Origin of the sequence: Kitasatospora sp. NPDC005751, assembly GCF_040630835.1 — a bacterium.
GTDB lineage: Bacteria > Actinomycetota > Actinomycetes > Streptomycetales > Streptomycetaceae > Kitasatospora.
In genome coordinates this window covers 313,373-336,406 of sequence record NZ_JBEXYC010000001.1, presented here as the reverse complement: position 1 = coordinate 336,406, position 23,034 = coordinate 313,373, and the positions used below count along the sequence as shown (strand labels likewise).

At 72.7% G+C, this 23,034-nt stretch carries 22 protein-coding genes and 1 pseudogene; 11 read left to right on the top strand and 12 right to left on the bottom strand.

All coding sequences use genetic code 11. The annotated features are described in order from the left end of the window. Positions 1-38 precede the first annotated feature (38 nt). From lpdA to cobU, 5 genes and pseudogenes are all read right to left on the bottom strand, one after another. Positions 39-1,427: a dihydrolipoyl dehydrogenase gene (gene lpdA / locus ABZ497_RS01520; RefSeq protein ID WP_329487334.1), complete on the bottom strand. Its 1,389-nt coding sequence runs from the start codon at positions 1,425-1,427 to the stop codon at positions 39-41. Positions 1,428-1,866: 439 nt separating this feature from the next. Beyond that, entirely contained in the window at positions 1,867-3,372 is a 1,506-nt protein-coding gene (locus ABZ497_RS01515) for a leucyl aminopeptidase (protein ID WP_329487333.1), read from the bottom strand. A gap of 302 nt (positions 3,373-3,674) precedes the next feature. Beyond that, positions 3,675-4,472, bottom strand: coding sequence for an adenosylcobinamide-GDP ribazoletransferase (locus ABZ497_RS01510; protein ID WP_359802671.1), 798 nt, complete (start codon positions 4,470-4,472; stop codon positions 3,675-3,677). Between the two features lie 77 nt (positions 4,473-4,549). Beyond that, positions 4,550-5,665, bottom strand: a complete 1,116-nt coding sequence (locus ABZ497_RS01505) for a nicotinate-nucleotide--dimethylbenzimidazole phosphoribosyltransferase (RefSeq protein WP_359802669.1) — start codon at positions 5,663-5,665, stop codon at positions 4,550-4,552. Between the two features lie 28 nt (positions 5,666-5,693). After that, a pseudogene (cobU, locus tag ABZ497_RS01500) lies at positions 5,694-6,254 on the bottom strand (bifunctional adenosylcobinamide kinase/adenosylcobinamide-phosphate guanylyltransferase); the annotation flags it as partial. A 191-nt stretch (positions 6,255-6,445) separates the two neighbouring features. Here cobU and ABZ497_RS01495 point away from each other — a divergent pair. Further along, positions 6,446-6,649 (top strand): hypothetical protein, encoded by a 204-nt coding sequence (locus ABZ497_RS01495; protein WP_359802666.1) that lies wholly within the window; start codon positions 6,446-6,448, stop codon positions 6,647-6,649. Between the two features lie 29 nt (positions 6,650-6,678). On the opposite strand, the gene ABZ497_RS01490 is transcribed toward ABZ497_RS01495, so the two are convergent. Then, the gene (locus tag ABZ497_RS01490; RefSeq protein ID WP_352287237.1) at positions 6,679-7,419 is read right to left on the bottom strand and encodes a methyltransferase domain-containing protein; all 741 of its coding nucleotides are present in this window, start codon (positions 7,417-7,419) and stop codon (positions 6,679-6,681) included. Between the two features lie 158 nt (positions 7,420-7,577). Then, a complete protein-coding gene (locus ABZ497_RS01485; protein WP_329487329.1) occupies positions 7,578-8,177 on the bottom strand; it encodes a DUF3043 domain-containing protein in 600 nt (199 codons plus the stop codon). 301 nt (positions 8,178-8,478) lie between these two features. Here ABZ497_RS01485 and ABZ497_RS01480 point away from each other — a divergent pair, with 301 nt between their 5' ends. Further along, positions 8,479-9,282: a PspA/IM30 family protein gene (locus ABZ497_RS01480; protein WP_352287024.1), complete on the top strand. Its 804-nt coding sequence runs from the start codon at positions 8,479-8,481 to the stop codon at positions 9,280-9,282. A gap of 36 nt (positions 9,283-9,318) precedes the next feature. After that, complete coding sequence (locus ABZ497_RS01475; RefSeq protein ID WP_359802664.1) at positions 9,319-9,612, top strand: hypothetical protein; 294 nt, start codon at positions 9,319-9,321, stop codon at positions 9,610-9,612. Positions 9,613-9,683: 71 nt separating this feature from the next. Here ABZ497_RS01475 and nadA read toward each other — a convergent pair whose 3' ends face one another. Then, entirely contained in the window at positions 9,684-10,868 is a 1,185-nt protein-coding gene (nadA, locus tag ABZ497_RS01470) for a quinolinate synthase NadA (RefSeq protein WP_352287028.1), read from the bottom strand. A 222-nt stretch (positions 10,869-11,090) separates the two neighbouring features. Between nadA and ABZ497_RS01465 the strand changes: the two genes are divergently transcribed. The 3 genes from ABZ497_RS01465 (at position 11,091) to ABZ497_RS01455 (ending at position 14,213) form a co-directional block, all read left to right on the top strand. Next, a complete protein-coding gene (locus ABZ497_RS01465) occupies positions 11,091-12,014 on the top strand; it encodes an NADP-dependent oxidoreductase (protein WP_359802662.1) in 924 nt (307 codons plus the stop codon). A 125-nt stretch (positions 12,015-12,139) separates the two neighbouring features. Then, on the top strand, positions 12,140-12,604 hold the full coding sequence (locus tag ABZ497_RS01460; RefSeq protein ID WP_329487325.1) for an Lrp/AsnC family transcriptional regulator: 465 nt from the start codon (positions 12,140-12,142) through the stop codon (positions 12,602-12,604). Positions 12,605-12,845: 241 nt separating this feature from the next. Continuing rightward, a complete protein-coding gene (locus ABZ497_RS01455) occupies positions 12,846-14,213 on the top strand; it encodes a pyridoxal-dependent decarboxylase (protein WP_359802659.1) in 1,368 nt (455 codons plus the stop codon). 64 nt (positions 14,214-14,277) lie between these two features. Here the strand turns inward: ABZ497_RS01455 and ABZ497_RS01450 are convergent, their stop codons facing one another. Beyond that, complete coding sequence (locus tag ABZ497_RS01450) at positions 14,278-15,147, bottom strand: GNAT family N-acetyltransferase (RefSeq protein ID WP_359802656.1); 870 nt, start codon at positions 15,145-15,147, stop codon at positions 14,278-14,280. 244 nt (positions 15,148-15,391) lie between these two features. Between ABZ497_RS01450 and erpA the strand changes: the two genes are divergently transcribed. Further along, positions 15,392-15,745: an iron-sulfur cluster insertion protein ErpA gene (gene erpA / locus ABZ497_RS01445; protein WP_329487322.1), complete on the top strand. Its 354-nt coding sequence runs from the start codon at positions 15,392-15,394 to the stop codon at positions 15,743-15,745. A 73-nt stretch (positions 15,746-15,818) separates the two neighbouring features. Here the strand turns inward: erpA and ABZ497_RS01440 are convergent, their stop codons facing one another. Both ABZ497_RS01440 and ABZ497_RS01435 read right to left on the bottom strand, forming a co-directional pair. Beyond that, positions 15,819-16,550, bottom strand: a complete 732-nt coding sequence (locus ABZ497_RS01440; protein WP_359802653.1) for a hypothetical protein — start codon at positions 16,548-16,550, stop codon at positions 15,819-15,821. Between the two features lie 103 nt (positions 16,551-16,653). Then, on the bottom strand, positions 16,654-16,872 hold the full coding sequence (locus tag ABZ497_RS01435) for a hypothetical protein (protein WP_329487320.1): 219 nt from the start codon (positions 16,870-16,872) through the stop codon (positions 16,654-16,656). A gap of 251 nt (positions 16,873-17,123) precedes the next feature. On the opposite strand from ABZ497_RS01435, the gene ABZ497_RS01430 reads away from it, so the two are divergent. Beyond that, positions 17,124-18,101, top strand: coding sequence for a carbohydrate kinase family protein (locus ABZ497_RS01430; protein WP_329487319.1), 978 nt, complete (start codon positions 17,124-17,126; stop codon positions 18,099-18,101). Between the two features lie 22 nt (positions 18,102-18,123). On the opposite strand, the gene ABZ497_RS01425 is transcribed toward ABZ497_RS01430, so the two are convergent. After that, positions 18,124-19,563 carry an aminotransferase class V-fold PLP-dependent enzyme gene (locus ABZ497_RS01425; RefSeq protein WP_359802650.1) on the bottom strand — a complete coding sequence of 480 codons (1,440 nt, stop codon included), beginning with the start codon at positions 19,561-19,563 and terminating at the stop codon, positions 18,124-18,126. A gap of 367 nt (positions 19,564-19,930) precedes the next feature. Here ABZ497_RS01425 and coxB point away from each other — a divergent pair, with 367 nt between their 5' ends. The 3 genes from coxB (at position 19,931) to ABZ497_RS01410 (ending at position 22,973) form a co-directional block, all read left to right on the top strand. Next, positions 19,931-20,785, top strand: coding sequence for a cytochrome c oxidase subunit II (coxB, locus tag ABZ497_RS01420; RefSeq protein ID WP_329487317.1), 855 nt, complete (start codon positions 19,931-19,933; stop codon positions 20,783-20,785). A gap of 86 nt (positions 20,786-20,871) precedes the next feature. Beyond that, on the top strand, positions 20,872-22,557 hold the full coding sequence (gene ctaD, locus ABZ497_RS01415; protein WP_329492083.1) for a cytochrome c oxidase subunit I: 1,686 nt from the start codon (positions 20,872-20,874) through the stop codon (positions 22,555-22,557). Then, positions 22,557-22,973, top strand: coding sequence for a cytochrome c oxidase subunit 4 (locus ABZ497_RS01410; protein WP_329487316.1), 417 nt, complete (start codon positions 22,557-22,559; stop codon positions 22,971-22,973). Before ctaD ends, ABZ497_RS01410 begins: the two co-directional genes overlap by 1 nt. The last annotated feature ends 61 nt before the right edge of the window (positions 22,974-23,034 follow it).

Genomic DNA, 23,034 nt, shown 5'->3' with positions numbered 1-23,034 from the left:
TCAAGTCTTGCGTACTGGAATGGGGGAGTGGGGCGTGATCAGTCGTGCGCGTGCAGCGGCTTGCCGGCCAGCGCCAGGTGCGCCTCGCCCAGGGCCTCGGACTGGGTCGGGTGGGCGTGGATGAGCTGCGCGACCTCGGCCGGCAGAGCCTCCCAGTTGTAGATCAGCTGCGCCTCGCCGACCTGCTCGCCCATCCGGGCGCCGACCATGTGGACGCCGACCACGGCGCCGTCCTTGACCTGGACGAGCTTGATCTCGCCGGCGGTCTTCAGGATCTTGCTCTTGCCGTTGCCGGCCAGGTTGTACTTGAGGGTGACGACCTTCTCCTTGCCGTACAGCTCGACGGCCTTGGCCTCGGAGATGCCGACGGAGGCCACCTCGGGGTTGGAGTAGGTCACGCGGGGGACGCCGTCGTAGTCGATCGGCACGGCCTTGAGGCCGGCCACGCGCTCGGCGACCAGGATGCCCTCGGCGAAGCCGACGTGGGCCAGCTGCAGGGTCGGGACGAGGTCGCCGACGGCGGAGATGGTGGGCACGTTGGTGCGCATGTACTCGTCGACGAGCACGTAGCCGCGGTCCATCGCGACGCCGTTCTCCTCGTAGCCGAGGCCGGCCGAGACCGGGCCGCGGCCGATGGCCACGAGCAGCAGGTCGGCGTCGATCTGCTTGCCGTTCTCGGTGGAGACGCGCACGCCGGTCTCGGTGTACTCGACACCGGAGAAGCGGGCCTTCAGCTCGAACTTGATGCCGCGCTTGCGGAACGCGCGCTCCAGCAGCTTGGAGGAGTTCTCGTCCTCCAGCGGGACCAGGTGCGGCAGCGCCTCGACGATGGTGACGTCGACGCCGAAGGACTTCCAGACCGAGGCGAACTCGACGCCGATCACGCCGCCGCCGAGGATCACGGCGGACTTCGGGATGCGGTCGAGCTTGAGGGCGTGGTCCGAGGAGATCACGCGGTCGCCGTCGATGGTCAGGCCCGGCAGCGACTTCGGCACGGAGCCGGTGGCGAGGACGATGTGGCGGCCCTCGACGCGCTGGCCGTTGACGTCCACCGAGGTCTGCGAGGAGAGCTTGCCCTCGCCCTGGATGAAGGTCACCTTGCGGGAGGCGACCAGGCCCTGCAGGCCCTTGTACAGGCCGGCGATGACGTCGTCCTTGTACTTGTGGACGCCGTTGATGTCGATGCCCTGGAAGGTGGCCAGAACGCCGAACTCGGCGGCCTCCTTCGTCTCGTCCGCGATCTCGGCGGCGTGCAGCAGTGCCTTGGTCGGGATGCAGCCGCGGTGCAGGCAGGTGCCGCCCAGCTCACCCTTCTCGACCAGGGCGACGCTCAGACCCAGCTGAGCGGCGCGGAGCGCCGCGGCGTAACCGCCGCTTCCGCCTCCGAGAATGACTACGTCGAAAACGGTGCTGGCGTCGTTCGCCACGTCACGTCCTCCATGCAATGGGGTGGGTCGCCGGGCCGGTCGCGGTCCGGTGGGTCGGAAGCCTTTGTGGGGCGCCCAGTCGTGCCGGAAATACATCTTCGCACTTGTTCACGGCAGCTGATGTCCGGGTCCACCCCAGGGGCGTCCCAAAGGGTGGTCACAGGGGCGGGAACAGCCCCGACCGAAGGGCATCATCGCAGCTCAATGCGGGCTTGACAGCGGCGGGAGCGGCCTTTGGCGCGGTCCGGCCCGCCCCCGGTTCCGCACCGTGGAACAAAGTTTCGCCCGCAGCGAACAGAGGTGCGGACGGGCTCCCGCCTTCTACTCGCAGGTAACAGCGCCGCGGGCGGGCGGACACCCGCCGGGGGCGGGCCGGCCCCGGGAACGGCGGACGGGGTCCGGCGCGAGTGCGCGGGACCCCGTCCGTCCGAACCCCGGATCAGGCCTTGTCGCCCGCCGCGGTCCGCTCGGCGAAGCGGACCAGGGTGCGCACCGCGCTCGCGGTGCCGCCCTTGGGGGTGTAGCCGAACGGCGCGCCCTCGTGGAAGGCGGGGCCGGCGATGTCCAGGTGGGCCCAGTCGATGCCCTCGGCCACGAACTCCTTGAGGAACAGGCCGGCCACCAGGCCGCCGCCCATCCGCTCGCCCATGTTGGCCAGGTCGGCGATGGTCGACTCGGTCATGCCCTTGCGCAGCTCGGCCGGCAGCGGCATCGGCCAGGACTGCTCGCCGGCCTCGCCCGCGACGGTGTGCAGGGTCTCGCGCAGCTCGTCGTTGTTGGCCATCACGCCGAAGGTGCGGCTGCCCAGCGCCAGCATCATCGCGCCGGTCAGCGTCGCCACGTCGACGATCACGTCCGGGTTCTCCTCGCCGGCGCGCACGATGGCGTCGGCCAGCACCAGGCGGCCCTCGGCGTCGGTGTTCAGCACCTCGACGGTCTTGCCGCCGTACATGCGCAGCACGTCACCCGGGCGGGTGGCGGTGCCCGACGGCATGTTCTCGGCCAGCGCCAGCCAGGCGGTGACGTTGACGGCGAGGCCCAGGCGCTTGGCGGAGACGACGGCGGCGAACACCGCGGCCGCGCCGGCCATGTCGCACTTCATGGTCTCGTTGTGGCCGGCCGGCTTCAGCGAGATGCCGCCCGAGTCGTAGGTGATGCCCTTGCCGACGAACGCCAGGCTCGCCTTGGCCTTCGGGTGGGTGTAGGCCACCTTCACCAGCCGCGGCGGGTTGGCCGAGCCGTTGCCGACGCCGAGCAGGCCGCCGAAGCCGCCCTTGAGCAGCGCCTTCTCGTCCAGCACCTCGACCTTGAGGCCGTGCTCCTTGCCGGCCGCCTGGGCGATCGCGGCGAAGCCCTTGGGGTTCAGGTCGTTCGGCGCGGTGTTGACCAGGTCGCGGGCGCGGTTCATCTCCTCGCCGAGGACGACGGCCCGCTCGACGGCGGCCTTGGCGTCCTTGCTGCCCTTGCGGACGGTCAGCAGCACGAGCTCGCCGACCGGCTCCTTGGCGCTGCCGTTGCCCTTGTAGGTGCCGAAGGAGTAGGCGCCGAGCAGGCCGCCCAGCGCGACCGCCTCGACCTCGTCGGCGGACTCGGCCGGCAGGGCCAGCGCGGCCTTCTTGCTGCCGCCCAGGGTGCGGGCGGCGACACCGGCGGCGCGGCGCAGCGTCTCCAGGCCGTAGCCGGCGTCGGCGGCCTCGCCCAGGCCGACCGCGAGCACGAGCGCGGCCTTCAGGCCGGCGGGGGAGGGGACCTTGACGGCCTCGCCCTCGGCGCCGGTCGCGCCCAGGGTGGTGAGGACCTCGGCCAGCTTGCCCTCGAACGCCTCGCTCACGGCCTCGGCGCCCGGCGCCAGCACGATGCCCTTCGGGCCCTTCGCCACACCGATCACCACGGCGTCCGCGCGCAGCGAGGCGGCGGAGGAGGTGCTCACAGACAATGCAGTCACGTAATGCGTCCTGTTCTATCGCGGTCCACGGCACCGGTCACGGCACGGCTGCCGCACCGGCGCAGCCCGGGGCCGCCACTGCGGGCCGTCCCGCCGGAGCGGGCCGGGTCCGGGGCCCCTGGCGCGTGCGTCCACCGGTCACGGCGGCCGCACACACCAGAAGCCCCGGCTCCTCGACGCGCGTCGGCCGGGCCGGACCTGCGACGGTGCAGGGCTGCGGTGCTCCACGCATGGTAGTCCGCATGCTGGGATCACGCGCCGCCCGGTGTCCCAACGCCGGGAGCGGGGGCCGGCGGCGGGTCTCAGCCCATCAGCGCGAGGGTGACCAGGGTGCCGGTCGCGGCGGTCTCCGCCATCGCGCCGAGGACGTCCCCGGTGATGCCGTCGAACCGGCGTACGCAGCGCCGCAGCAGCAGCCAGGAGCAGCCGAGGCCGACCGCAACGGCCAGCGGCAGCCGGAGGACTGACGAGCCGTCGAGCAGGCCGAGGGCGGCCAGCAGCAGCGCCGAGCCGGCCGTCGCCGCCACCGCCGCGGCCGGCGGCACGGTGCCGGCCACCATCGCGCCGAGCCCGCCCGGCCGGGCGGCCGGCACCGTGCGCAGGCAGCCCCAGCCGAGTGCGCACCGCGCGGCCGTCGCCGAGGCGAGCACCGCGAGCGCGCCGCCGGCCGGCGACGCGTCGAACCGGCCGGCCAGTGCGGCGATCTGGGCCAGCAGCACCAGCACCAGGGTCAGTACGCCGAACGGCCCGATGTCGGACTGCTTCATGATGCGCAGGGCGTCCTCGGCCGGTTTGCCGCTGCCCAGGCCGTCGGCGACGTCGGCCAGGCCGTCCAGATGCAGGCCCCGGGTCAGCGCGGCCAGCACGCCGACGGCGGTCACCGCGCCGAGCGGCCCGCCCGCGCGCCAGGCCACCAGCGCTCCCGCGCCCGCGGCCAGTGCCCCGAGCGTCAGGCCGACCACCGGCGCCGCCGTCATCGCCCGGCCCGCCGTGGGGCGGTCCCACCGCTCGACCCGCACCCTCAGCACGGAGAGCGTGCCGAACGCGAACCGCAGCCCCTCACCCCACCGGGCCGGCTCCCGTGCCGAAGCGTCCTGCATGGGCCGCCGCTCCTCGTATCCGTACCGTGGTGCGCCGCGCACCGCGACGACCCGCCCCCGTCCGGGCCCCGGGGCGGTCAGACCCGGCCGAGCAGCTCCGCGGCCGAGGGCAGCTTCGGCTGCTCCTTGGGGGCCGCCGGGGTGCTCGGGGCGGGCGCGTGCTCGGCCAGGGCGTCCGCCGCGGCCTGCAGCAGCGGCAGTGCCATCAGCGCGCCGACGCCCTCGCCCATGGTGATCTCCTGCTCCTGCAGGGGCGTCAGGGTCAGCCGGTCGTAGGCCTTGGCCTGGGCCGGCTCGCCGGTGGACTGCCCGGCCCGCCACCACTCCGGCGCCCGGAACGCGATCCGCTGCGCGACCAGCGCGCAGGCCGCCGAGACCACACCGTCCAGCACCACCGGGAGCTTGCGCACCGCGGCCTGCAGCAGGAAGCCGGTGATCGCCGCGAAGTCGGCACCACCGGTGGCGCCGAGCAGCGCCAACTGGTCGCCCAGCACCGGCCGGGCCCGCCGCAGCGAGTCTCGGACGGTCGCGCACTTGACCATCCACACCCGGTCGTCGATGCCCGAGCCGCGCCCGGTCACCGCGGCCGCGTCGGTGCCGCAGAGCGCGCCGACCAGGACGGCCGCCACGGTGGTCGCGCCGACCCCGAGGTCGCCCAGGACGATCAGGTCGGTCCCGGCGTCGGCCTCCTCGTCGGCGACGGCCATCCCGGCCCGGAAGGCCTTGACCGTCTCCTCGGGGCTCAGCGCGTCCTCGACGTCGACCCGGCCGGAGCCGCGCCGCACCCGGTGGGCGACGACCTCGTCCGGGAAGTCGGAGGGGTCCGCGTCCACCGCGACGTCCACCACCCGCACCTCGGCGCCGAAGCGCCGGGCGAGCAGGGCGACCGGCGCGGTGCCGTCCAGCACCGCCCGCACCCGGGCGGCCGTGCCGCCCTGCGCGGGCAGCCGGGACACCCCGAGGGCCGCCACCCCGTGGTCGGCGGCGAACAGCAGCACCTTGGGCGCCGACAGCGGCCGCACCGGGGAGCGCCCCTGCACGGACGACAGCCAACTGCCCAGCTCCTCCAGCCTGCCGAGGCCGCCGCGCGGGCGGTCCAGCGCCTGCCAGCGCTCTTCGGCGGCCCGCCGGGCGCTCTCGTCGGGGCGCTCGACGAGCGAGGAGAACGTATCGAGATCCACGGTCGTGTCCATCGATCGGAAGGCTACACGCCGCGGGTGTTCAGCCCGCGGCGGGCTTGACCGTCAGAACCTGCCCCGCCACGACGAGCAGCACACGCTCCGAGGCGTCGGCCACCGCCATGTTCAGCCGGCCCAGGGTGTCGCGGAACCGGCGGCCCGAGGCGGTGGCCGGGACGACGCCCATGCCCACCTCGTTGCTCACCGCGACCACCGGGCGCCGGGTCGCCGCCCAGGCCCGGGCGAGCTCCTCGCAGCGCCGCTGGACGGCCGCCTCGCCGCCGTCCGCCCAGACCGCGTCGTCCCAGGCGCCGCACTCGTCCATCACCGCGGTCAGCCAGAGCGCCAGACAGTCGATCAGCACCGGCGCCGGGTCGGCGGGGTCGGCCAGGACCGCCGCCAGGTCGCAGGTCTCGGCGGTGCGCCAGCTCGCCGGCCGCCGGTCGCGGTGCAGCGCCACCCGCTGGGCCCACTCGGTGTCACCGTCGCGGGCGCCGCCGGTGGCCACGTACAGCACGTCCGGGTACCGGGCGAGCAACTGCTCGGCCCTGGTGGACTTTCCGGAGCGGGCACCGCCGAGGAGCAGGGTGCGGGGGAGTGCGGGGTGGGCTGCCATGCCGTCCATCCTGCCAAGGCGGTGGCCCCCCGCCCCGCGCGGGCCCGGCCCGGCCGGCCGGGGAGCCGCGACCCGGCCGACAACGCGGCCCCGGTCAGGCATACGGAAGATCGGGCCGGGCAGGCTAAGGTGCGCGCAGCAGCAGGCAGCGCACAGGTCGTCAGTGGGAGGAACCGGGCATGGTCTGGACGTGGCGGTACGAGAAGGCGGACGGCACCGTGGTGGCCCCGGGCGGCGGCCAGGAGGAGGAGTTCGCCGGCCAGGGGGACGCCGAGACCTGGATCGGGGAGAGCTGGAAGCAGCTGGCCGAGGACGGCGTGGACACCGCGGTCCTGCTCGACGACGGCCGGGAGATCTACTCGATGAGCCTGCACGAGGCCTGAGCCCGCCCGCACGCCTTCGGGAGCGGCCGCTACTTGGCCCCGAAGACGTGCAGCAGCGCGGCGACCTGCCGGTACGGGTCGGTGCGGCCGGCCCGCTCCTCGGCCTCCAGCAGCTGGGCCAGCTGCCGGCCGTCCACCGGCGGCGCCGCGTCGTCGGGCGCGCTGTCGGTGAAGACCCGCACGCCGTACCAGTGCCGCAGCGGCACGGACACCTCGGAGAGGGTGACGGCGAGGTCGGCGAGCCGGTCGGCCCGGGCGGCCAGCCCGAGCCGGTTGTAGTAGCGGTCGCTCTCGAAGGCGTGCAGGGCGGCCCGCCAGTCCCCGGCGGCGGCGGGCCGCAGGGCCAGCGCGTCACGGTTGCGGACCAGCAGCGAGAGCAGTCCGCCCGGGGCCAGCAGCCGGGCCAGCGAGGCGATCATCGGATCCGGGTCCGGCAGGTACATCAGGACGCCGTGGCAGAGCACCACGTCGAAGCTGCGCGGCCCGAACCAGCGCCCGCACTGGTGGCCGTCGCCGCTGAGCAGCTGCATCCGGCCGCGGACCTCGGGCGGCTCCTCGGCGAGCGCCCCCTGGGCGACGCCGAGCGCGACCGGGTCGGAGTCGATCCCGGTGACGTAGTGGCCGTCCCGCGCCAGCCGCAGGGCCTGGGTGCCCTGGCCGCAGCCGATGTCGAGGACGCGCTGTTCGGCGCGGCCGGTCAGCTGCTCGGCGAGCTGCCGGGCGACCAGCTCCTGCCGGACGAGGTTGCGCAGGCTGCCGAGGCGGTCCAGCCACGGGCCGGTGCCGCCGGCGAAGGAACCGCTGCGCGAGGGCAGCCGGCGCTCCTGGGCGAGCCGGTCGTGGCCGCCGTCCCCCTGGCCCGGAAGCGCGTACAGGCCGGGCCCCTCCCAGGAGGGAGGGGCCCAGCCGGAGTCCACCGGTTCGGCGGTCAGGGCTTCTCTCCGCGCCGCACCTGCGGCTTGGGCAGGCGCAGCCGGCGCATCTGCAGGATGCGCATCAGGCCGTAGGCGACCGCGCCGCGGGTGTTCTGGCCCGCGAACCGCTCGGTGAGCGACTTGCGCAGACCGAACCCGAGGCGGACGAAGTCCAGCACCACCAGCACGAAGAAGGCCAGGAAGAGCAGGGTGGAGAGCAGCTGGAGGGCGGGCACCTTGACGATGCTGAGCACCAGGATGACCACGGCGGCGGGCAGGAAGAACTCGGCCAGCGACCAGCGGGCGTCCACGTAGTCGCGGGTGAACTTGCGCACCGGGCCCTTGTCACGGGCCGGCAGGTGCCGCTCGTCGCCCTCCAGCAGCGCGGTGCGCTGCTTCTCGCGCTCGCTGCGCATGCGCTCGCGCGCCTGGCGGGAGGCCTCCTTGCGGTCCTTGGGCACGGTCACCCTGGTCCGCCGGTGGGCCTCGGCCTCACTGCGCTTGGGCGTCGGCCGGCCCTTCTTCGCCTGCGGATCGCGGGTCTGGGTCGTCTCGTCCTGCTTCTCCAGCACGGCGGCGGAGGCAGCGGCATCATCTGAACGGCGTCGGAACACACCCCCAGCGTACGGGGTGCGCGACCGCTTCCACGGGTGTCCTCGGACCCAAACGCATATCGATCGCGCCGGTCCGGGCCCTCGGCCGGGTTTCCGGGGGTCTTCCCGTAGGGGATCACCGCTTCGGACGATGGGTGGGATGAGGGGCGGATCCACCCCGGGGATGAGGCCCGGGAGGGGGACGCTGTAGCAGTCTTGTTGCAGGCAGGTGCACTGCGGCGAAGGGCTCGCTGCACATACACTCGTCGTGTCTGGTAACGAGATAAAGACCGCAGGCCGGAGAAGGGGGCACCCGAGGCCCATGAGCGACGGAATCATGAAGCGTATGGGGTTGATCTTCCGCTCCAAGGCGAACAAGGCCTTGGACCGGGCGGAGGATCCCCGTGAGACGCTCGACTATTCGTACCAGAAGCAGCTTGAGCTGCTGCAGAAGGTGCGTCGCGGTGTCGCGGACGTGGCCACCTCGCGCAAGCGCCTGGAGCTCCAGCTGACCCAGCTGCAGCAGCAGTCCGCCAAGTACGAGGACCAGGGCCGCAAGGCCCTCTCGCTCGGCCGGGAGGACCTCGCGCGCGAGGCCCTGACCCGCAAGTCGAACATGCAGTCCCAGATCACCGACCTGGAGACGCAGTACCAGCAGCTCCAGGCCGAGGAGGAGAAGCTCACGCTCGCCTCCCAGCGGCTGCAGGCCAAGGTCGACGCCTTCCGCACCAAGAAGGAGACGATCAAGGCCACCTACACCGCGGCCCAGGCGCAGACCCGGATCGCCGAGTCCTTCTCCGGCATCTCGGAGGAGATGGGCGACGTCGGTCTGGCGATCCAGCGGGCCGAGGACAAGACCGCCCAGATGCAGGCCCGGGCCGGTGCGATCGACGAGCTGCTGGCCTCCGGCGCGCTCGACGACGCCAGCGGTCTCGGCCGCAAGGACGACATCGAGGCCGAGCTGGAGCGGGTCGCCGGCGGTTCGGACGTCGAGCTGGAGCTGGCCCGGATGAAGGCAGAACTGACGGGCGGCTCGCCGGCCTCCGGTCCGCAGGCCATCGAGCCGGGCAAGGGACAGCCGCAGGACGCCCAGCCGGACTCCCCGCGGATCAACTACAACAAGTGACCTGAGCTTCACCCCACGAACCAGGAGACGCACGGCATGATCATGAGGGTCATGGGGGAGGGCCAGTTCGAGGTGGGCGACGCCCATCTGAACCGGCTGAACGAGCTGGACGACGAGCTCGTCACCGCACTGGACTCGGGGGACGAAGAGCAGTTCCGCCGAGCGCTCGGGGAGCTGCTGGGCGCCGTCAAGGAGTTCGGCACCCCGCTGCCGGACGCCTCGCTGGAGCCCTCCGACCTGATCCTCCCGGCTGCCGAATCGACGATCGACCAGGTCAGGGAGCTGCTGCGGGCCGAGGGTGACGGCCTGATCCCCGGATTGCCCGAGTAGCGGCCGTCTCGCGCCAGACGAAAGGGCGGGCTCCTCCAGTGCGGAGGAGCCCGCCCTTCGGCGTGCGGTGGCTACGGCAGGGCGAGCATCCGGTCCAGCGCCGCCTTGGCGTGCTTCTCGGTCTCCGGGTCGACCCGGATCACGTTCGGCACCCGGCCCTCGACCAGCGACTCCAGTGCCCAGACCAGGTGCGGCAGGTCGATCCGGTTCATCGTGGAGCAGAAGCAGACCGCCCGGTCCAGGAAGACGATCTCCTTGTCCGGGTGCGCCTTGGCGAGCCGGCGGACCAGGTTCAGCTCGGTGCCGATGGCCCACTTGGAGCCGGGCTCGGCGGCGTCCAGCGCCTTGATGATGTACTCGGTCGAGCCCACCATGTCGGCGGCCGCGACGACCTCGTGCTTGCACTCGGGGTGCACCAGCACGGTGACGCCGGGGATGCGCTCGCGGACGTCGTTGACCGAGTCCAGCGAGAACCGGCCGTGCACCGAGCAGTGGCCGCGCCAGAGGATCATCTTGGCGTTCCGCAGCTGCTCGGCGGTCAGGCCGCCGTTGGGCTTGTGCGGGTTGTAGAGCACGCAGTCGTCCAGCGAGAAGCCCATCTCGCGCACCGCGGTGTTGCGGCCCAGGTGCTGGTCGGGCAGGAAGAGCACCTTCTGCCCCTGCTCGAAGGCCCACTCCAGGGCCCGCTTCGCGTTGGACGAGGTGCAGATGGTGCCGCCGTGCCTGCCGGTGAAGGCCTTGATGTCGGCGGAGGAGTTCATGTACGAGACCGGGACGGTGACGTCGGCTATGCCGGCGTCGGTCAGGACGTCCCAGCATTCGGCGACCTGCTCGGCGGTGGCCATGTCGGCCATCGAACAGCCGGCCGCGAGGTCCGGCAGGACGACCTGCTGGGCGTCGCCGGTGAGGATGTCCGCGGACTCGGCCATGAAGTGCACGCCGCAGAAGACGATGTACTCGGCCTCCGGGCGGGCGGCCGCGTCGCGCGCGAGCTTGAAGGAGTCGCCGGTGACATCGGCGAACTCGATCACCTCGTCGCGCTGGTAGTGGTGGCCCAGGATGAAGACGCGATCCCCGAGCGCCTCCTTCGCGGCCCGCGCACGGGCGACGAGGTCCGGGTCGGAGGCGGCGGGAAGGTCGCCGGGGCACTCGACGCCGCGCTCGCTGTTCGGGTCGGCCTCACGGCCGAGCAGCAGCAGAGCGAGCGGCGTCGGAGTGGGGTCGACGCCGTAGGTCTCGGTGATGGTGGTGGTCACGGGCGGGTGCCCTTCTGTGCGGCCGATCAGTCGGTGCAGCCTTCTCGTCTATCTGACGCTATCTATGATAACCGCTTAGCGTCAGACTGACGATGGCCATTCTGTCGATGTGACGAGAACCGCTTCCCGCTTCGGGCCCGTTCGGCGGCGCCGGAAGCACGATATGGGGCGGTTCGGCGTGGCCGAACCGGTATCCGGGCCCGGCCGGGTTTGGCTGGGTCCATGAAGGCAATCGCGATCCGCCGCTACGGCGGCCCCGAGGTGGTGGAGTACACCGACCTCCCGGACCCCAAGGTCGGGCCGGACTCGGTACTGGTGGAGGTCAGGGCGGCCGGGGTGAACCCGGTGGACTGGAGGGTCCGGGACGGCGCTCTGGACGGCCTGCTGGACGTCCACTTCCCCCTGGTGATGGGCTGGGACGCGGCCGGGGTGGTCCGGGCGGTCGGCGGCGGGGTGACCGAGTTCGCCCCCGGCGACGAGGTATACGGCTACGTGCGCAAGGACTCCGTCGAGCACGGGACCTACGCCGAGCTGGTCGCCGCCCCCGTCCGCACGCTGGCCCGCCGGCCCGCGGCCCTGGACTGGGCGCAGAGCGGCGGCCTGCCGCTGGCCGGCCTGACCGCCCTCCAGGGCCTGCGGGCGCTGCGGGTGGCCGCGGGCGACACCGTGCTGGTGCACGCCGCGGCCGGCGGCGTCGGCCACCTGGCCGTGCAGATCGCCAAGGCGTTCGGGGCCCGGGTGATCGGCACCGCGGGCGAGCGCAACCACGACTACCTGAGCGGCCTCGGCGCCGAGCCGGTGGCCCACGGCGAGGGCCTGGCCGAGCGGGTCCGGGCCCTGGCGCCCGGCGGGGTGGACGCCGCCCTCGACCTGGTCGGCGGCGGTGCCGTCGAGGTCTCGGCCGCCCTGGTCGCGGACCCGTCCCGGATCGCCTCGGTGACGGACTACCGGGTGAAGGCGCTCGGCGGCCACTACGTCTGGGTCCGCCCCGACGCCGCCGGGCTGGCGGAGCTGGCCGCGCTCGCCGACGACGGGCGGCTCACCGTCACCGTCGCCTCCACCTTCCCGCTCGCGCAGGCCGGCTCCGCCCAGGCGCTCAGCGCGGAGGGCCGCACCCGGGGGAAGATCGTGCTCCTGGTGGACTGAGAACGGTCCGCGAGCCGTCATCTGCCAGCGGTGGACTCGGTCCTGTCATCCGCCAGAATGGTGCAGAACCGTTTCGGCGGCCACCGTCCCGCCGACCCCCGTACGACCCGTGGAGCCCCGCACCGATGACCAGCAGTCGAGCACACGAGACGGTCGGGGCGACCCTCGACGAGACCGACCGTCTCCTGCTCGCCCGGCTGGGCAGCGACGGCCGGGCCTCCTACGCCGAGATCGGCGTGCAGGTGAACCTCTCCGCCACCGCCGTCCGCCGCCGGATCGACCGGCTGCGGGCGCGCGGGGTGGTCCGTGGCTTCACCGTCGTCCTCGACCCCTCGGTGCTCGGCTGGCAGACCGAGGCCTTCGTCGAGGTGTACTGCCGGGAGCGGACCGCCCCGGAGGAGATCCTGGCGAGCCTGCGCCAGTTCCCCGAAGTGGTCGCGGCCTGGACGGTCACCGGCGACCCGGACGCCCTGGTCCACCTGCGGGCCTCCGACACCCGGCACCTGGAGGCCGTGATCGAGCGGATCCGGCGGGAGCCCGGCGTCCAGCGCAGCCGCTCCTCGGTCGTGCTCTCCCAGCTCATCGGCTGAATCCGAACGGCCCAGTCCGCTCCCTCCGGGGGCCGGCGCGGCCGCCCCCCGGGGCCGCCCGGCGGCCTGCGCAGGAATCCTGCGCAGGCCCCGGCCAAGACGCTCGAATCCTGCCTGACCAGCCGCGTTCGGACGCGCGGCGCGGGCGCGGTGCTGCCTAGGCTGATCACATCCGGCGGAGCGGTGAGACGTCCCGCGCCGCCGGACCTCCCCCGACACCCCACAGCCGAGAGGGACCCCCGTGTCCGCAGCACCCGACCGCATGCACCGGCCAGACAACGAGCTGGTCGACCTGGTTTTCGACTACATGCGGGAGCGGCTGCAGTACGACCCCGTTCCGCTCGACCACCCCGGTGACGGCGAGCACCTGCGCACCCAACTGGCCGGTCTGCTCAACGCGGACGGCAACAACCCGGCCGACGTGCTGAAGCTCTACGACCACGAACTCTCCCGCGCGGTGATCTCCGCCGACAGCCCGCGCTACCTCTCGTTCATCCCGTGCGCGCCGACCAAGGCCGCGCTGCTCTTCGACATGGTCGTCTCCTGCGCCTCGCTGCAGGGCATCTCCTGGCTGGAGGCGGCCGGCGCCATCGCCGCCGAGAACCAGGTGCTGCGCCTGATCGCGGACCGGGCCGGGATGCCCGAGTCGGCCGGCGGCACCTTCGTCTCCGGCGGTTCGGCCGGCAACCTCTCCGCGCTGGTCGTCGCCCGCGACACCGCCCGCCGCCGGCTCGGCGTCGGCCCGGAGGCCCGGCTGCGGATCGCCGTCGCCGACCAGGTGCACTCCTCGGTCAAGAACACCTTCAACATCATCGGCGTGGAGGCCTTCAAGGTCCCCACCGTCGACCGCCGCTTCACCGGCGAGGCGCTGCGCGCCGCCCTCGCCGCCGACCCGAACCCGGAGACGGTGATCGCCGTCGTCGGGACGGCCGGCACCACCAACGAGGGCATCATCGACGACCTCCAGGGCCTCTCCGAGGTGGCCCGCGAGCGCGACCTCTGGTTCCACGTGGACGGCGCCTACGGCGGCGCGGGCCTCTTCGCCCCCTCCGTCCGGGCCCGCTACGACGGCATCGAGCACGCCGACTCCTTCGTCGTGGACCCGCACAAGTGGCTGTTCGCCCCGTTCGACTGCGCCGCGCTGATCTACCGCAACCCGCAGCTCGCCCGCGCCGTGCACACCCAGGACGCCTCCTACCTGGACGTGCTGCACACCGAGGGCGACGAGTGGAACCCCACCGACTACGCCTACCACCTGACCCGGCGCGCCCGCGGCCTGCCGCTCTGGTTCTCGCTGGCCGTGCACGGCACCCAGGCCTACACCGACGCCATCGAGACCGGCCTCACGCTGGCCCGGGACACCGCGCAGCTGATCCGCGACACCGAGCACCTGGAGCTGCTGTTCGACCCGCAGCTCTCGGCGGTCTGCTTCCGCCGCAAGGGCTGGACCAACGACGACTACTACCGCTGGTCGCAGCAGCTGCTGGCGGACCAGATCGGCTTCGTCACCCCGACCGGCTGGGACGGCGAGACGGTCGCCCGCTTCGCCTTCCTGCACCCGGGCACCACGATGGCGATGGTCCGGGAGATCCTGGACACCATGGTCTGAGCCCCTGCGGCCGACCGCGCGAACGCCCCGCCCCCCGCCGGCCGACCGGCGGGGGGCCGTCGCGTCACAGCAGCGCGCCGTCGGGCAGGTACGGCGCCGGCGGGCGCATCCCGCGCAGGCCCAGGAAGCCCACGGTCCGCGGGCTCAGCCCGACCTCCAGGCCGACGTCCAGCGCCCACTCCTGCTCGGCGGTCAGGTGCCCCACATGGGCGTCCACGCCGTCCGGCACCCGCGCCAGCGCCTCGCGCAGCAGCCGGGCGGCGATCCGCTTCGAGGTCGCGGCCAGCAGCCGCACCTCGCCGCCGTCGCGGTAGCAGTAGCCGCTGCCGGCCAGCGCGTCGGCGATCAGCAGCTCCTCGCAGTGGCCCAGCATCAGCTCGTGGTCCGGCCCGTGCGCCGCGCCGCGCAGCCGGCGGTCCACCGAGTCCAGCAGGTGCCGGTGGCTGGCGTTGCCGGGGTGCACCGGGATGTCACCGGGGTCGAGCAGTCCGGCCCGGTCCACCCGGCCGGTCAGCGCCATCGCCGGGTGCAGGGTGAACCCGGCCAGCCGGTACCGGCGGGCCGCCGCCGGGGACGGCGGGACGCAGAGCATCCCGCGCAGGCAGCCGCGCCCGTACGCGGCGGCCCGCTCCAGCAGCAGCCGGCCGAGGCCGTGCCCCTGCGCCTCGGGCCGCACCACGAGCAGCGCCAGGATCCAGAGGCCCTCGCGGCGCAGCGACAGCACCGCGCCGACCGGTTCGCCGTCGCGCTCCGCCAGCCAGCAGCCCTGCGGGTCGGTCCGGACGAGGTGTCTGGTCCTGGCCAGCCGGCCCACCGGGGGCCCGTCCTGCGGGGCCGGGCCGGGGGTGTCGGCGAGCGGCGCGAACGAGGCGCGGGCGATGTGCTGGACGGCCTCCGCGTCGGCGGCGGTGTCCTGGACCAGGCGCAGGATCATGCCCACCATCCTGGCCGTCGCACCGGTCGCCCGGGGCCGGTTCCGCCGGATCCGCGGTCGGGGCGGTGTCCGAGCCGCGCCGGTTGTGCGAGCATGGGGAGCGTAGGGGAGCGGGTGGTAGACCCGGCCCACGAAAATTCCGCCGCCGAAAGCCGCCGAAATTACACCGCCGTCCGGGAAATGAATCCGGACGGCCGTTGGTTGGCACTGGCGGCAGACCGTCGTCAAGACCGGGAGAAAGCAGATGACCGTCCAGGACGAGACCACCGTCGAGAGTGGCATCCTCCTTACCGATGCCGCCGCGGCCAAGGTCAAGGGCCTGCTGGAGCAGGAGGGCCGCGACGACCTTGCGCTTCGCGTCGCCGTCCAGCCCGGTGGTTGCTCCGGCCTGCGTTACCAGCTGTTCTTCGACGAGCGCTCGCTCGACGGCGACGTGCTCAAGGACTTCAACGGTGTCAAGGTCGTCACCGACCGGATGAGTGCCCCGTACCTCGGCGGCGCCACCGTCGACTTCGTGGACACCATCGAGAAGCAGGGCTTCACGATCGACAACCCGAACGCCACGGGCTCTTGCGCCTGCGGCGACTCGTTCAGCTAGTCGGCAGACGGCGAGGGCGGCCCCGGATTCTCCGGGGCCGCCCTCGCCGTTCTCCCGTACCGGGCCACGGGCCCTACTTCCCGCCGATCTCCGGGCCGGGGCCGGCCGGGTCCGGGCCGACGTGCGGGTCGCTCTCCAGCGGCACCGGCTGACCGGTCGCGAGGTCCGTCACCGCCCGGCCCATCAGCGGCTGCTTCAGGTCGGCGGTCACCGTCTGCCGCTTGGCCAGCTCGGCGCAGGCCTGCCCGGCCGGCATCGGCGCCGCCACCGTGACGCGGACGTCCACCCGTCCGGGCTTGGACTCGTCCGCCTTCAGCGCGTACTTCTCGCAGATCCCGCCGTAGAACCAGACCGTCAGCTTGGTCCCGTCCACCCGGTAGGTGATCGCGGGGTGGGCCGGCCGGCCGTTCGGGTCGGGCTCACCGACCGCGATGCCCTCCCGCGGGGGAGTGGGCACCGGGGTGGGCGTCTGGCCCGGGCCGGTGCCCGGCGCGGGGCCGGTCGGCCGGGGGTCGGGGGTGCTCGCCGTCGGATCGGTCGGCGGGGTCGCCGCCGGCGGCGAGTCCGGGGCCGACGGCGCGGTGGTGGCGGTCGTCGGGGCGGGGGACCCGGGCGAGGGCGTCGCGCTCGCCGACGGCGAGGCCGAACCGGTGGCCGAATCCGCGGCCGCCCTGCCGTCACCGTCCCCGCAGCCGGCCAGCGCGGCCGCCGCCAGCAGCAGACCCGCCAGGGCCGCCGCCCGCCGTCGGCCCGGCCGGGCGGGCCGTGCTCCACCGGTACGCCGGGGCATCGTCTCCAGGTCCATCTGACATCCTCCCGAGGGTTTCGGCGGCGCCGCCTCCACGGCCGCACCGCGCGGATGTGACGTGCCTCGGACGAATCCGGTTCCCGCCCGCCGCCGGGGAGGATCACATGCCGTACTCGGCCATCCCCGCGACCAGGCGCTGGGCCCCGGAGGAGACGCTGAATCCGACTGGGGCGGGAGCGCTGGGCTCCGGGCCGGTCGCCAGCAGCGGCCAGAAGCGGCGCAGCTGCCGGGAGGAGTCCACCAGCGCGTCCAGCGTCTCGCCGTCGGCGTCGCCCTTGAGGGCGGGCGGAACACGCAGCGGGTGGTGATTTGGCATCATCGGGCATCGCTCCGATCCACGGTGCCGCGGCCGCACTGCCACGGCTCGGTCAGGGCCGGACCGGCCCCTGCCAGCGACCCTAGGCCGCCCGTCCGGCCCCCACCAGAGCTACCCGGGGGTAGTACACGTTCGACGGCGACCGGTGCCAGGAGGGGCGCTCTTGCTGCCGCCCGCCCCCCGCCCGGTACCGTGGGTGGGTTCCGCCCCCTGCTTTTCCCGTGGCCCATGCCGCCCTCCTGAGGAGACCTCCCGTGCGTATCGCCGTCGCCGGTTCGATCGCGACCGACCACCTGATGACGTTCCCCGGTCGGTTCTCCGACCAGCTCGTGGCCGAGCAGCTGCACACCGTGTCGCTGTCCTTCCTGGTCGACACCCTCGACATCCGTCGCGGCGGTGTCGCGCCGAACATCGCGTTCGGCATGGGTGTCCTCGGGCTGAGCCCGATCCTGGTCGGCGCCGCCGGCGCGGACTTCGGGGAGTACCGCAGCTGGCTGGAGCGCAACAACGTGGACTGCCGCTCGGTCCACATCTCCGAGACCCGCCACACCGCCCGCTTCATGTGCACCACGGACGAGGACCACAACCAGATCGCCTCGTTCTACACCGGTGCCATGGCCGAGGCCCGCAACATCGAGCTCAAGCCGATCGCCGACCGGGTCGGCGGGCTGGACCTCGTGCTGATCGGTGCCGACGACCCGCAGGCCATGGTCCGCCACACCCAGGAGTGCCGGACCCGCGGCTACGCCTTCGCCGCCGACCCGTCGCAGCAGCTGGCCCGCCTGGACGGCGAGGACATCCGCGAGATCGTCGACGGCGCCGCGTACCTGTTCACCAACGAGTACGAGGCCGCGCTGATCGAGACCAAGACCGGCTGGGACGCCGAGGAGATCCTGACCCGGGTGGGCACCCGGATCACCACCCTCGGCAGCAAGGGCGTGCGGATCGACCGCAAGGGCGAGGCCCCGGTGGTCGTCGGCTGCGCGCCCGAGGAGGCCAAGGTCGACCCGACCGGCGTCGGCGACGCCTTCCGGGCCGGCTTCCTGGCCGGTCTCTCCTGGGAGCTGGACCTGGAGCGCTCCGCCCAGCTCGGCTGCATGCTCGCGACCCTGGTGATCGAGACCGTCGGCACCCAGGAGTACGAGCTGCGTCCGCTCGCCTTCCTGCAGCGCTTCGAGGCCGCGTACGGCGCCGCAGCCGCCGCCGAGGTCCGGGCGCACCTGGTCAAGTAGCCGAGCGGTCCGGCGTACCCGCTCAGGCGGTGCGCCGCACCAGGTAGGCCGAGCCCCGGTCGCCGCCGAAGTCGGCGGCCGGGGCCTCGCCCAGGTACTCCTGGCCGCGCATGCCGCACCAGGCCGGGACGTCCAGCCGGGCCGCCTCGTCGTCGGCCAGCACCGCGACCGTCCCGCCCGCCGGCACCTCGCCGATCCGCTTGGCGAGCTCGATCACCGGCAGCGGGCAGCGCTTGCCCAGCGCGTCGATCACCAGCGCGCCGGTCGCCGGCGCGCCGCTCTGCGGCCCGGGGGCGCCCGCCGGCTCCCCGGCCGGCCCGGGCAGCGCCAGGTCCAGCCCGAGCGGGGCGCGGACCCGGGCCACCAGCTCCGGCAGCACCGCGAGGAACCGCTCGACGTCGGCCTCGGCCGCGCCGAACGGCAGCGAGACCCGGACGTTCCCCTCGGTGAGCACGCCCATCGCCGCCAGCACATGGCTCGGCGTCAGGGTGGAGGAGGTGCAGGACGAGCCGGAGGAGACCGCGAAGCCGGCCCGGTCCAGCTCGGTCAGCAGCACCTCGCCGTCGACGTACAGGCAGGAGAAGGTGACGAGGTGCGGCAGCCGTCGCACCGGATCGCCGACCACCTCGACCTCGGGCACCGACCGCGGCACCCGGGCCCGGATCCGCTCGACCAGCGCGTGCAGCCGGGCGTTCTCCCGCTCGGCCTCGGCCCGCACCGCCCGGAGCGAGGCGGCCGCGGCCACGATCGCCGGGACGTTCACGAAGCCCGGCACCCGGCCGCCCTCGCGCTCGTCGGCCGGCAGCGGCGAGGCGTACCGGACCCCCTTGCGCACCGCCAGGACGCCGACCCCGGCCGGGCCGCCCCACTTGTGCGCACTGGCCGTCAGCAGCGACCAGCCGCCCGGGACGTCCACCCGCCCGGCGCTCTGCGCGGCGTCCACCAGCAGCGGGACGTCACCGCAGACCTCGGCCACCTCGGCCACCGGCTGCACCGTGCCCACCTCGTGGTTGGCCGACTGGAGCACGGCCAGCGCGGTGTCCGGCCGCAGCGCCGCCGCGAACCCTTCCGGCGACACCCGCCCGTACCGGTCGACCGGTACCACGCCCACCTCGCCGCCGGCCCCGGGCCGGGAGTGCTCCCAGCGCTCGGCGGTGTGCAGCACGCTGGAGTGCTCCACCGCGGAGTGCACCAGGTGCGCGCCCCGGCGCCGGTGGCCCGCCAGCGCGCCGAGCATGCCCGTCTGGACGGCCTGGGTCCCACTGGTGGTGAAGGAGATCTCGTCGGCCCGGGCGCCGAGCGCCTCGGCGACCGTCTCGCGGGCGGCGTCCAGCAGCATCCGGGCCTGCCGCCCGGAGCGGTAGAGCCGGGCCGGATCGGCCCACCCCTCGTCCAGCGCGGCGGTCAGCGCCTGCCGCGCGACGGGGTGGAGCGGGGCCGTGGACGCCACATCGAAGTACACGGTCACATTTAACGACACTCCCGGTCGCATTCCGGCCGTCGGCCACGCTCACCGACCGTCAGACGATCAACCCGAATGTCCGATTCGTCCTCGTCCGACGGGCCGTCACCCACGTTGTTCGAGGTCATCCCCCGATCGGGCGTACGGACCTCTAATGCCTACGATGACCTGCGGCGCAGCCCTTGCGGGGCCTGATCGGGCGACCGGGCGGCGCGTTACCGGGACCTGCCCGTCAGCAGCGCATAAGGCTGGAGTAGGGTTTGGCCCGCATAAGCATTCAAACCGTGCCCGTGGACGGGTCGCCGGGGAGGCTCACAAACCTCCGCGGGGCGACGCGAAGGCGGGCGAGACTTCGGGAAGGCGCTACGTGAGTCCCAACGGCTCCGACCGCTCGCCGCGGCGCACGATGCGGCGGAAGCTGCCTCAGGCGCTGGCACTGGGCCTCGTCATCGCGACCGCCACCGGCTGCTCGGCCAACGACCTCCCCAGGCTTGGCCTCCCGAGCCCCGTCACCGAGGAAGGGCCGCTGGTCCTCCACATGTGGCAGGGGTCCTGGATCGCGGCGCTGGTGGTCGGCGTACTGATGTGGGGTCTGATCATCTGGAGCGTGATCTTCCACCGGCGCAGCCGCACCGGTGTGCAGGTCCCTCCGCAGACCCGGTACAACGTGCCCATCGAGGCGCTCTACACCGCGGTCCCCATCATCATCGTGTCGGTTCTCTTCTACTTCGTCGCCCGCGACGAGTCGAGGCTGATCTCCGTCTCCGAGAAGCCGCAGCACACGGTCAACGTGGTCGGCTTCCAGTGGAGCTGGGCGTTCAACTACGAGAACACCGAGAACCCCGACCCGGCCAACAAGGACGCCGCGTACGACGTGGGCACCCCCAAGGAGGTGCCGACCCTGTACCTGCCGGTCAACGAGTCGGTCCAGTTCCGGCTGACCTCTCGTGACGTCATCCACGACTTCTGGCCCGTCAACTTCATGATGAAGATGGACGTCGTCCCGGGTGTGGTGAACAAGTTCGAGGTCACCCCGACCGTCAAGGGCACGTACATGGGCAAGTGCGCCGAGCTCTGCGGCGTCGACCACTCGCGCATGCTCTTCAACGTGAAGGTCGTCGACCGCGCGGAGTACGACAAGCACCTGGCGGACCTCCGGGCCAAGGGCCAGACCGGCGCGGTGCCCTCCGGCATCACGACCATGGGAAGTGAAGAGAAGTGACCATCCTCAACGAGCCCGCCGCGGCCGGCGGGGGCGCCGGGGCCGTCACGGTCGGGGCGCAGCGGACCCGGAAGCCGGGTTCGACCATCATCAAGTGGCTGACCACCACTGACCACAAGACGATCGGCACGCTCTACCTGGGCACGTCGTTCGCCTTCTTCCTGATCGGTGGCATCCTCGCCCTGGTCATGCGCGCCGAGCTGGCTCGTCCCGGGACCCAGATCCTGTCGAACGAGCAGTTCAACCAGGCGTTCACGATGCACGGCACGATCATGCTGCTGATGTTCGCGACGCCGCTCTTCGCCGGCTTCGCGAACTGGATCATGCCGCTCCAGATCGGCGCCCCGGACGTGGCGTTCCCGCGTCTGAACATGTTCGCGTACTGGCTGTACCTGTTCGGCTCGACCATCGCGGTGGCCGGCTTCGTCACCCCGCAGGGTGCGGCCGACTTCGGCTGGTTCGCCTACTCCCCGCTGTCGGACGCCGTCCGCTCGCCGGGCATCGGCGCCGACATGTGGATCATGGGCCTGGCCTTCTCCGGCTTCGGCACCATCCTCGGTGCGGTCAACTTCATCACCACGATCATCTGCATGCGCGCGCCCGGCATGACGATGTTCCGGATGTCGATCTTCGTCTGGAACGTCCTGCTGACCGCCGTGCTGGTCCTGCTGGCCTTCCCGGTCCTGGCCGCCGCGCTGTTCGCCCTGGAGGCGGACCGCAAATTCGGGGCACACGTCTTCGACCCGGCCAACGGCGGGGCGCTGCTCTGGCAGCACCTCTTCTGGTTCTTCGGCCACCCCGAGGTGTACATCATCGCGCTGCCGTTCTTCGGCATCGTGTCGGAGATCATCCCGGTCTTCAGCCGCAAGCCGATGTTCGGCTACTCCGGCCTGATCGCGGCCACCATCGCGATCGCCGGTCTGTCCGTGACGGTGTGGGCCCACCACATGTACGTCACCGGCCAAGTGCTGCTGCCGTTCTTCTCCTTCATGACCTTCCTGATCGCGGTCCCGACCGGTGTGAAGTTCTTCAACTGGGTCGGCACCATGTGGAAGGGCTCGCTGAGCTTCGAGACCCCGATGCTCTGGACGGTCGGCTTCCTGGTCACCTTCCTCTTCGGTGGTCTGACGGGTGTCCTGCTCGCCTCCCCGCCGATCGACTTCCACGTCTCGGACTCGTACTTCGTCGTCGCCCACTTCCACTACGTGGTCTTCGGCACCGTCGTCTTCGCGATGTTCGCCGGCTTCCACTTCTGGTGGCCGAAGATGACCGGCAAGATGCTGGACGAGCGCCTCGGCAAGATGACCTTCTGGACGCTCTTCATCGGCTTCCACACCACCTTCCTGGTGCAGCACTGGCTCGGCGCGGAGGGCATGCCCCGCCGCTACGCCGACTACCTGGCCGCGGACGGCTTCACCACGCTGAACACCGTCTCGACCATCGGCTCGTTCCTGCTCGGCCTGTCGATCCTGCCGTTCCTGTACAACGTCTGGAAGACGGCCAAGTACGGCGAGAAGGTCGAGGTGGACGACCCGTGGGGCTACGGCCGCTCGCTGGAGTGGGCGACCTCGTGCCCGCCGCCGCGGCACAACTTCCTCACGCTGCCCCGGATCCGCTCCGAATCGCCGGCCTTCGACCTCCACTACCCGGAGATCGCCGCGCTGGACTACCTGGAGAACCACGGTGAGCCGGCCAAGCACCTCGCCGGTGTGACCCCGGCCAAGTACGACGTCCCGCAGCTGGGCAAGGGCAAGAAGGAAGGCGACGCCTGATGAAGGAACAGGGCAAGATCTTCCTGGGCCTCGCGGTCTTCACGCTCGCGATGGCGATCACCTACGGCGTCTGGACCAACCACTCCGACCTCGGGGTGGAGGCCGCCGGTACCACCGCGCTGTTCCTCGCCTTCGCCCTCTGCGCCTTCATCGGGTACTACCTCGCCTTCACCGCCCGCCGGGTGGACAGCGGCGCCGGTGACAACCCCGAGGCCGAGGTCGCGGACGACGCCGGCGAGCTGGGCTTCTTCGCCCCGCACAGCTGGCAGCCGCTCTCGCTGGCGATCGGTGGCGCGCTCGCGTTCATGGGCGTGATCTTCGGTTGGTGGCTGCTGTACTGGTCGATCCCGATCATCCTGATCGGCCTGTTCGGCTGGGTCTTCGAGTTCTACCGGGGCGAGAACCAGAACCAGTAGGTCTCCCTCGCACAGGGCCGGGCATTCCGCAAAGGATGCCCGGCCCTTTTGCGTCCCCGGA

What these genes read in the sequence shown, in the direction of transcription:
- ABZ497_RS01510 (WP_359802671.1), bottom strand. Translation starts at nt 4,472, where the DNA reads ATGCAGGACGCTTCGGCACGGGAGCCGGCCCGGTGGGGTGAGGGGCTG.
- ABZ497_RS01480 (WP_352287024.1), top strand. Translation starts at nt 8,479, where the DNA reads ATGAGCGACGGAATCATGAAGCGTATGGGGTTGATCTTCCGCTCCAAG.
- ABZ497_RS01460 (WP_329487325.1), top strand. Translation starts at nt 12,140, where the DNA reads ATGACCAGCAGTCGAGCACACGAGACGGTCGGGGCGACCCTCGACGAG.
- ABZ497_RS01495 (WP_359802666.1), top strand. Translation starts at nt 6,446, where the DNA reads ATGGTCTGGACGTGGCGGTACGAGAAGGCGGACGGCACCGTGGTGGCC.
- ABZ497_RS01475 (WP_359802664.1), top strand. Translation starts at nt 9,319, where the DNA reads ATGATCATGAGGGTCATGGGGGAGGGCCAGTTCGAGGTGGGCGACGCC.
- ABZ497_RS01465 (WP_359802662.1), top strand. Translation starts at nt 11,091, where the DNA reads ATGAAGGCAATCGCGATCCGCCGCTACGGCGGCCCCGAGGTGGTGGAG.
- erpA (WP_329487322.1), top strand. Translation starts at nt 15,392, where the DNA reads ATGACCGTCCAGGACGAGACCACCGTCGAGAGTGGCATCCTCCTTACC.
- ABZ497_RS01450 (WP_359802656.1), bottom strand. Translation starts at nt 15,147, where the DNA reads ATGATCCTGCGCCTGGTCCAGGACACCGCCGCCGACGCGGAGGCCGTC.
- ABZ497_RS01435 (WP_329487320.1), bottom strand. Translation starts at nt 16,872, where the DNA reads ATGATGCCAAATCACCACCCGCTGCGTGTTCCGCCCGCCCTCAAGGGC.
- ABZ497_RS01440 (WP_359802653.1), bottom strand. Translation starts at nt 16,550, where the DNA reads ATGGACCTGGAGACGATGCCCCGGCGTACCGGTGGAGCACGGCCCGCC.
- ABZ497_RS01410 (WP_329487316.1), top strand. Translation starts at nt 22,557, where the DNA reads ATGAAGGAACAGGGCAAGATCTTCCTGGGCCTCGCGGTCTTCACGCTC.
- ABZ497_RS01505 (WP_359802669.1), bottom strand. Translation starts at nt 5,665, where the DNA reads ATGGACACGACCGTGGATCTCGATACGTTCTCCTCGCTCGTCGAGCGC.